The sequence below is a fragment of the Corynebacterium lipophiloflavum DSM 44291 genome, from assembly GCF_000159635.1.
GTDB classification, from domain to species: Bacteria; Actinomycetota; Actinomycetes; order Mycobacteriales; family Mycobacteriaceae; genus Corynebacterium; species Corynebacterium lipophiloflavum.
On sequence record NZ_GG667192.1, the window covers coordinates 307309 to 315901 of the forward strand.

General features: G+C 66.3%; 9 protein-coding genes. All 9 read left to right on the top strand.

Going from position 1 to position 8593, the window contains the following annotated elements:
- Nucleotides 1-130 precede the first annotated feature (130 nt).
- The 9 genes from HMPREF0298_RS04615 to wag31 all read left to right on the top strand — a co-directional run bounded on the left by HMPREF0298_RS04615 (nucleotide 131) and on the right by wag31 (nucleotide 8559).
- Complete coding sequence (locus HMPREF0298_RS04615; RefSeq protein WP_006839953.1) at nucleotides 131-1210, top strand: UDP-N-acetylglucosamine--N-acetylmuramyl-(pentapeptide) pyrophosphoryl-undecaprenol N-acetylglucosamine transferase; 1080 nt, start codon at nucleotides 131-133, stop codon at nucleotides 1208-1210.
- A gap of 48 nt (nucleotides 1211-1258) precedes the next feature.
- On the top strand, nucleotides 1259-2710 hold the full coding sequence (murC, locus tag HMPREF0298_RS04620; RefSeq protein ID WP_006839954.1) for a UDP-N-acetylmuramate--L-alanine ligase: 1452 nt from the start codon (nucleotides 1259-1261) through the stop codon (nucleotides 2708-2710).
- 3 nt (nucleotides 2711-2713) lie between these two features.
- A complete protein-coding gene (locus tag HMPREF0298_RS04625; protein ID WP_006839955.1) occupies nucleotides 2714-3379 on the top strand; it encodes a cell division protein FtsQ/DivIB in 666 nt (221 codons plus the stop codon).
- A gap of 154 nt (nucleotides 3380-3533) precedes the next feature.
- Nucleotides 3534-4775: a cell division protein FtsZ gene (ftsZ, locus tag HMPREF0298_RS04630; RefSeq protein ID WP_040422502.1), complete on the top strand. Its 1242-nt coding sequence runs from the start codon at nucleotides 3534-3536 to the stop codon at nucleotides 4773-4775.
- A 244-nt stretch (nucleotides 4776-5019) separates the two neighbouring features.
- Complete coding sequence (pgeF, locus tag HMPREF0298_RS04635) at nucleotides 5020-5775, top strand: peptidoglycan editing factor PgeF (protein ID WP_006839957.1); 756 nt, start codon at nucleotides 5020-5022, stop codon at nucleotides 5773-5775.
- A complete protein-coding gene (locus HMPREF0298_RS04640; RefSeq protein ID WP_006839958.1) occupies nucleotides 5768-6493 on the top strand; it encodes a YggS family pyridoxal phosphate-dependent enzyme in 726 nt (241 codons plus the stop codon). Before pgeF ends, HMPREF0298_RS04640 begins: the two co-directional genes overlap by 8 nt.
- A 39-nt stretch (nucleotides 6494-6532) precedes the next feature.
- On the top strand, nucleotides 6533-7012 hold the full coding sequence (locus HMPREF0298_RS04645) for a cell division protein SepF (RefSeq protein WP_006839959.1): 480 nt from the start codon (nucleotides 6533-6535) through the stop codon (nucleotides 7010-7012).
- 101 nt (nucleotides 7013-7113) lie between these two features.
- A complete protein-coding gene (locus HMPREF0298_RS04650) occupies nucleotides 7114-7422 on the top strand; it encodes a YggT family protein (RefSeq protein WP_006839960.1) in 309 nt (102 codons plus the stop codon).
- 222 nt (nucleotides 7423-7644) lie between these two features.
- Nucleotides 7645-8559 (top strand): DivIVA-like cell division protein Wag31, encoded by a 915-nt coding sequence (wag31, locus tag HMPREF0298_RS04655; protein WP_006839961.1) that lies wholly within the window; start codon nucleotides 7645-7647, stop codon nucleotides 8557-8559.
- Nucleotides 8560-8593 lie beyond the last annotated feature (34 nt).

Below are 8593 nucleotides of genomic sequence, written 5' to 3' on the forward strand. Positions count from 1 at the left end.
CGTGTCACGGCGGCCGACCCAGCGCCCCGCTGCGGGTGACCGCGCGCTGGAGCGCCCGCGCTACGATGTCCGCAGAGACAATTCCTGGCGCGGAAACAGCCGCGCCAGCTAGAAGGGAGTTTCCCACCGTATGGCTGAGAAGCTAAGCGTCGTCGTCGCCGGTGGCGGCACCGCTGGACACATCGAACCCGCCCTGGCGGTGGGGGAGGTGCTGCGCGATGAGTTCGGCGCGCACGTTACCGCCTTGGGTACGGAAAAGGGCTTGGAGACGGCCATCGTCCCCTCCCGCGGCTTCGAGCTCCACCTGATTGATCCGGTGCCGATTCCGCGCTCCGCACCCTGGCTGCTGCCGGGGGTGCCGTTCAAGCTGGCCAAATCCGTGCACCAGACCAGGTCCGCGCTGAAGCGGGTGGGCGCGGACGTCGTCTTCGGCACCGGCGGTTACGTGGCCGCCTCCGCGTATTTGGCGGCAGCGTCATTGCGGCTGCCGTTTTTCGTGCTCGAAACCAACGCCTTAGCCGGGATGGCCAACAAACTCGGAGTGCGTCTCGGCGGTACCGGGTTCAACGCGGTGGCCGGCTCCGGGATGCCCGGTGAGGTGGTGGGTATCCCCGTTCGCCCCGGCGTGGGCAGCGACCCGGACGGCAGCAAGGCCGAGCACGGGTACAAGATGTGGAACCTGGACCCTCGGCGGCGCACGATCCTTGTCACCGGGGGATCGCAAGGGGCGGTCAGTATCAACGCCGCGGTTGCGGGGGCCGTCGATACGCTCGCGGCGAAGGGCTGGCAGGTGCTCCATGCCTATGGGCGCAAGAACGACGCGCCCGCCGCTCACGAGCACTACACGGCCGTGCCCTACATCGACGCTATGGAGCAGGCGTACGCCGTTGCGGACCTCGTGGTGTGCCGCTCGGGGGCGATGACCGTGGCGGAAAACTCCGCTGCTGGTCTGCCCGCGATCTACGTGCCGCTGCCCCACGGCAACGGTGAGCAGGGGCTCAACTCCGCCCACCTGGTTGACATGGGCGCCGCCGCTCGCATAGACGACGCCGACCTGAGCGCCCAGAGGCTGATCAGGGAGGTTAATTCCATTCTTGGCGATCCGCAGCGTCTGCAGCAGATGCGGGAGTCCCTGAAGGATTCCGGCGCCGGCGACGTCGCGCGCGAACTGGCGCTGCGTATCGTCCGCTCCGCCAGATCACACCGCTAACGTACCGCTTTACGCACCTGTTTCGTTCCACAACCCGGGAGGTTGCCGATGCCCAGCATCGACCTGTCACGCGTCCATCTCATCGGAATCGGAGGCGCCGGCATGTCCGGTCTCGCGCACATTGCGCTGCGGCGCGGCGCAGTGGTCACAGGGTCGGACGTGAAAGATTCGCGGCCGGTGCAGGCGCTGCGCACCCAGGGCGCGACGATTGCGATCGGCCACGACCGCGCCAATCTCGAGCTCGCCGGCAGCCTCCCCACGGTCGTGGTGACCAGCTTCGCGGCCATCCCGAAGGACAACCCGGAACTGGTGCGCGCCGCCGAGGAGTCGATCCCGGTGATCCGACGCTCCGACCTGCTCGCCGAATTGATGGAGGGCTCGACCCAGCTGCTTCTCGCCGGCACGCACGGCAAGACGTCGACGACGTCGATGGCGGTCGTCGCGCTGCAGGCGGCGGGCGAGGACCCCTCGTTCGTCATCGGCGGCCAGCTCAACCTCGCCGGCACGAACGCCCACCAGGGTGCGGGCGAGGTGTTCGTGGCCGAGGCCGACGAGTCCGACGCCTCCCTGCTGCGCTACAAGCCGGATGTCGCCGTGATCACCAACATCGAACCCGATCACCTGGATTACTTTGGCACGGCGGAAAAGTATTTCGAGGTCTTCGACAGCTTCGCCGACCGCATCCCGCCCGGCGGCCACCTCGTGGTGTGCCTGGATGACGCAGAAGCGGCCGCCTGTGGGCAGCGCGCCCGCGCCCGCGGCGTCAACGTGTTCGGGTACGGCACGGCCGCCGCGGCGTCTCGCTACCCGGACATCCCGGCCGCGGCAGTGATCACCGCCTCCGACACAACCTTCGCCGAGGTGGAACTGACCATCGGTGGCGTTCAGCGCACGGTGCGCTACACCCTGAGCATCCCCGGGCAGCACATGGTGCTCAACGCGGCCGGGGCTCTGGTTGCGTGCACGCTTGTCGGAGCGGATCCGGGCAAGCTGGCTGAGGGGCTGACCGGCTTTACCGGCGTGCGGCGCCGTTTCGAGCTGAAAGGGCAGTTAACCGGCGGTCGCTTCGCCGGGGTGCGCGTGTACGACGATTACGCGCATCACCCAACCGAGGTCACCGCGGTGCTCACTGCCGCGCGGGAGACCGTCCGCGCCGCCGGCCAGGGCGGCAAGGTCGTGGCGTGTTACCAGCCGCACCTGTATTCGCGGACCATCGCGTTTGCCGAACAGTTCGCCGCCGCACTTTCGCTCGCCGACTCCGTGGTGCTCCTCGACATCTTCGGCGCCCGCGAAGAACCCGTTGAGGGGGTGGATTCGCGGATCATCATCGACCAGATGGATCCGGAAGCTTCAGCGAGAACGGTGTACGAACCCAACTTCTCCCAAGCCCCGGTAACGATCGCGGAACTCGCGGAACCGGGCGATCTCGTCTTGACGATGGGTGCGGGAACGGTCACGCTGCTTGGCGACGACATCCTCGCCACGCTCGGGGAGGGCTAGACAATGGCTCGCCTACAACGCCGCATTCTCATAGGGGCCGTGGTCGCGGCAATCCTCATTGCGATCGCCGCTGTAGTCCTGCCGCGCACCCAGGTATTCGCGGTCGAAGAGATCGCCGTTGAGGGCGCGGTGCAGCTGAGCCCGGAGGAGGTCGAAGCTGCAACAGGGATTGTCAACGGTACCCCGATCGGGGCTGTCAACACCCACGACGCGGCCGTCGGTGTGGCGGGGCTTCCGTGGGTCAAAAGCGCAACCGTGACCAGGTCATGGCCGTCAACGATCAAGATAGAGCTGGTGGAGCACACCGCGGTGGCCTTTGTCGCCGAGCCCGACGGCAGCCACCTGATCAACGCACAAGGGGAGGTGTTCGCCGTGGACGACCCGCCCGCCGGGGCGGTGGAGATCACCGGTGCGGCGGCTCGAGACGGCGCCGCGCTGTCCGGAGCGATGGGCGTGGTGTCGTCGATAAGCGGGCCGAGCCGCGAGGCAGTCGCCTCGATTGAGGCGCGCAGCCCGAACACGTTTGTTCTCAAGCTCAAGGACGGCCGCACCGTGGTGTGGGGGGCGAGCGAAAACAACGCCAACAAGGCGCTGGCGCTGGAGAGCGTGCTGCAGCGTGAGGGTCGAGAGTTCAACATTTCCAACCCGCAGCAGGTGACGGTGCGCTGAAAAGAAGCGCAAAACCCCAGGTCAAAACCCTAAAGTAAAGGTTTAGGGTAGTGACACGCCGAACCAAAAACATCAAAAGTGAAGTTTCTCGCCCATGATGGACACCACGTAAGGCCCACGAACCATGAGTTACCTGAAAGGCGAGACATCCCCCATGACATCTCCCGCTAACTACCTCGCCATGATCCGCGTCGTCGGAGTCGGTGGCGGCGGCGTCAACGCCGTCAACCGGATGATCGAGGAAGGGTTGAAAGGCGTCGAATTCGTCGCCGTCAACACCGACTCCCAGGCGCTGCTGTTTACCGACGCCGACACCAAGCTCGACATCGGCCGCGAGGCTACCCGTGGACTCGGCGCGGGCGCGAACCCGGAGGTCGGCCGCACCTCCGCCGAGGATCACAAGCAGGAGATCGAGGAGTCGCTTAAGGGCTCCGACATGGTGTTCGTCACCGCCGGTGAGGGCGGCGGCACCGGCACCGGCGCGGCCCCGGTCGTCGCCGGAATCGCCAAGAAGATGGGCGCTCTGACCATCGGCGTTGTCACCCGCCCCTTCTCGTTTGAGGGCAAGCGCCGCACCCGCCAGGCCATGGAGGGAATTGCCAACCTCAAAGAGGTCTGCGACACCGTCATCGTCATCCCCAACGACCGCCTGCTGCAGCTCGGCGACGCTGAGCTGTCCATGATGGAGGCGTTCCGCGCCGCCGACGAGGTCCTCTACAACGGTGTGCAGGGCATCACCAACCTGATCACCATCCCCGGCATGATCAACGTCGACTTTGCCGACGTGCGCTCCGTCATGGCCGACGCCGGCTCCGCGCTCATGGGCGTCGGCTCCGCCCGCGGCGACAACCGCGTCATGGCGGCCACGGAGCAGGCGATCAACTCGCCGCTGCTGGAGGCGACGATGGAGGGCGCGAAGGGCGTTCTCATCTCGGTGGCCGGCGGTTCCGACCTGGGACTGATGGAGGTCAACAACGCCGCCTCCATCGTCGAGGAGAAGGCCGACGATGACGCCAACATCATCTTCGGCACGATCATCGACGACAACCTCGGCGACGAGGTGCGCGTGACCATCATCGCGACCGGCTTCGACGAGAAGGCCAACGTGCGCCCCGACGCGGAGCAACCGCAGTCGGAGGGCTCGACCCGCGCCGTTTCGGTGGAACAGGAGCCCGCCTCCGAGACTGCCACCCCGGCGCCGCAGCGGGGCTCGCTTTTCGACGACCGCAGTGCCGAAGCCCCGGTCAGCGACTACGACCACACCAGCGAATCGCGCCAGCCGCGCCACCGCTACGAGGATCGTCGCACCGGCCTGTTCACCGAGCGCGAGGAGCGCCGTGCGCCCCGTTACGACGAGCGCGCCGACGACGTCGACGTTCCCGACTTCCTGCGGTAAATGAGCGGATTCCGGGTGCCGGGGCCGTGCTAATCGGGCCTGATCGAGCCCCGGCGCAACCGGATCTTTGTGTCAGCGCAGTTTGTACTGCTTGGTTTGCGATTTCGAGGCCGTAAAATCCCAGGTCGCGAAGCGCCCCTGTGCCCACATTGCGCAGTCCAAAACGCGCAGTACCCCCGCCGCGCCCGCGGATGCGGCCGCCAGCGAACACACGGTTTAACCGCATGCCACTAGCCTGGATCGTATGCACAACGGCACCCTTACCCCGCAAAGCGTCACCGATCGCCCCGTCCGTATGGTGTATACCTCCCGCGCGGGCGGGGCATCAGCGTCCCCGTATGCATCGTTCAACCTTGCCGAGCACGTCGGCGATGATCCCGGCGCCGTTGCGGCCAACCGCGCGCGCCTGGCGCACGTCCTCGGGCTCGAGCCGCAGCGTTTCGTCTGGATGGAACAGCTGCACACCAACACCGTCACCGTTGTCGACGGCCCGCAGGCGCAGCCGGTGGAGGCGACCGACGCCGTGGTCACCACCGCGCCCCGCCTTGCCCTGTGCGTGCTGGTCGCCGACTGCGTGCCCGTGCTGTTGTCCGATCATGCGGCGGGTGTGATCGCCGCGGCGCACGCCGGCCGCGTCGGTGCGCGCAACGGCATTGTGCGCAAGACGGTTGAAGCCATGGTGGAACTGGGCGCATCCCCGGGCAACATCCAAGCGCTGCTGGGACCGGCAGCGGCGGGGGAGTCGTATGAGGTTCCCGATGGCATGGCTGCGGACGTCGAGAAGCATTTGCCTGGCTCTCGGGTGACAATGCGGCAGGGAACGAGCGGACTGGATATCCGCGCCGGCCTGGTGCGTCAGCTTCTCGGGCTGGGGGTCACCCACATCGAGGCTGACCCGCGCGATACCGTGGTTGACAAGGATTTCTTTTCGTACCGGCGCGAAGGCACGACGGGCCGCCAGGCCGGTGTGATTTGGTTGACGGGAGGAAGCGATGGATAGGAAAGACGAGCTTGCCGCAAACCTTCAACGTGTTCGTGAACAGATCGGCGAGGCGGTCGAGGCGGCGGGGCGCCCAGCCGGCAGTGTACGGCTGATCCCGGTGTCGAAGTTCCACCCGGTGACGGATATCGTTGCGCTCGGTGAACTTGGTGAGCTCGGCGTGGACCTCGTGGGGGAGAACCGCGAGCAGGAAGCGCGCGCCAAGGCCGAGGAGCTCGCGCAGGCGGGCTCGGCCGTGCGGATCGCGATGATCGGCCAAATCCAGTCGAAGAAGGCCAACGCCGTGGCGCGGTGGGCGGCGGAGGTGCACTCCGTCGATTCTGTGAAACTCGCCTCCGGGCTCGACCGTGGGATGGAGCTCGCGCTCGAGCGCGGCGACCGTACGACGACGCTGCTGCGTTGCCTGGTGCAGGTGTCTGACGACGGCGACACGGCGCGCGGCGGCGTCGCCTACGGTGGTCTTGACGAGGTGGCGGATGCGATCGAGTCGGCGCAGCACCTCGAGTTGGGTGGGCTCATGGTCGTCCCTCCGCTCGGCGCGGATGAAACGGCTGTCTTTTCCCGAGCGCGCGAGCGTGCCGACGCCCTCGGGCAGCGCTTCGGGCGCCCCATGGACCTCTCGGCGGGCATGTCGGGCGACTTCGAGAAAGCGATTGCCTGTGGTTCCGACATCGTGCGTGTCGGAACCGGGGTGTTCGGCGCCCGGCCCGTAGGCTAGCCCCCAACGGACGGCAACTACCTGCAGGAGCACCAATCTATGTCAATTCTCGGCAACGCCAAGGAATTTTTCGGCCTCGGAGTCCAGGACGTCAACGACGCTGACGAGGCCTACTACTACGACGAACCGCGCTACGCCTCGACGGGCACCGGATATGGCCGCGAGGCCGGTGTGGAGCGCGAGCCGCGCGCCTATGACGCCCCGCAGGCCCGTGAGTACGGCTCTACCCGTATCCACACCCCGGCGCTGGTCACCGCCGTCCCCCGCAGCTACAACGACGCCCGCGAGATCGGCGAGCCTTTCCGCGACGGTGATGCCGTGATCATGGACTTGACTGACCTGGATGCTGCCGACGCGAAGCGTCTCGTCGACTTCGCCGCCGGTCTGTGCTTCGCGCTGCGCGGCAAGATGCACAACCTGACCAGGGACATGGCGACCGACCGCCGCGTGTTCGCCATCGTTCCCGAAGGCGCCCATATCTCCGAGGGGGAGCTCGAGCGCGCAGCGCACCTGCGCTAGCGGGGTGCGCTGCTGGCCGGTTTGTGACCCTTTTCGCCACCCACTGCAGGTGCCGGAAGGGGCATTAGTGCTCTCGGCCCGGTAACGGTAGGCTGCTAGGCGTGGCTTTATTCGGATCAATCCTTGTTGCGCTCATCGGGCTTTACTCCCTCATGGTGGTCATTCGGATCATCGTGGAGATGATCCAGTCTTTTTCCAAGCACTTCGATCCGCCGCGGTGGTTCATGGTCGCGGCCGAGTACATCTTCGTGGCGACGGATCCGCCGGTGAAGGCACTGCGCCGGCTCATTCCGCCGCTGCAGATGGGCAACGGCATCGGCATCGACGTCAGCGTGATCGCCTTGTTCCTCATCCTCATGTTGCTGCAGGTCGGCATCCAGGCGTTGCTGGTCGTGCCGTTCTTGCGCTAGGCGTGGGGGTATTTTTACGTGTTTCAGCCACGCTCCGCGTGCAACAGGTCAACATCCACGGTAGATTGAGGGTATAAATGTATTGACGTGGGTGTGCTTCGGATACACTTAGCGTGTCAACACAATACAAAACGTACTTATATTCAGGGAGTTCCCTTTTTCTAGGGGGAGCACCCGCCCGCTCACACTCGTGGGCCTGACATTAACGCGAAGGGAACTCTAATGCCGCTGACTCCAGCAGACGTGCACAAAGTCGCTTTCAACAAGCCTCCGATTGGCAAGAGGGGTTACAACGAGGACGAGGTCGACCAGTTCCTCGACCTCGTGGAGGATACTCTCGCCCAGCTTATGGACGAGAACGACGACCTGCGCGCCCAGGTGGAGGACCTCAGCCGCGGTGGCGCGACGCAGGCTCCCGCCGCACCGGCCGCTGCCCCCCAGGTTGATGAGAAGGCTCTTCGCGCCGACATCGAGGCCGAGGTTCGCGCTGAGTACGAGCAGAAGGTTCGCGCTGCCGAGGCAGAGGTCCGCGCCGCCCGCGAGGAAGCTGAGCGCTCCCGCAAGCAGGTCCAGGAGGCCGGCACCAACCGCAGCCAGCCGAGCACCGTGGCCACCTCCGCAGCCCCGAAGGCCGAGGCGTCGGCTGACACCCACGTTCAGGCCGCGAAGGTGCTTGGCCTGGCCCAGGAAATGGCCGACCGCCTGACCTCCGATGCGCAGGCAGAGGCACGCTCCATGCTCGACGAGGCCCGCGGTGCTGCAGAGCGCCAGCTGAAGGAAGCGGAAACCAAGGCAACAGAGATCACCCGCGCTGCGGAGTCCCGCGCGCAGCAGCTGGTTACCGAGGCGGAGAAGAAGGCCGACGAGACCACCAACGATGCTAACTCCCGCGCTGAGGCGCAGGTCCGCCAGGCCGAGGAGAAGGCACAGAAGCTGCAGGCGGACGCCGAGCGCAAGCACACCGAGATCATGAACACGGTAAAGCAGCAGCAGGCTGCACTGGAGAACCGCATCGCTGAGCTGCGCACCTTCGAGCGCGAGTACCGCACGCGCCTGAGGACGCTCCTGCAGTCCCAGCTCGAGGAGCTCGAGTCGCGCTCGACCTCCGCGCCGAGCGGCGACGCCGGCGAGAAGTAAGAAATCGCCGCACAGACACCCCCTTCCCCCCTTT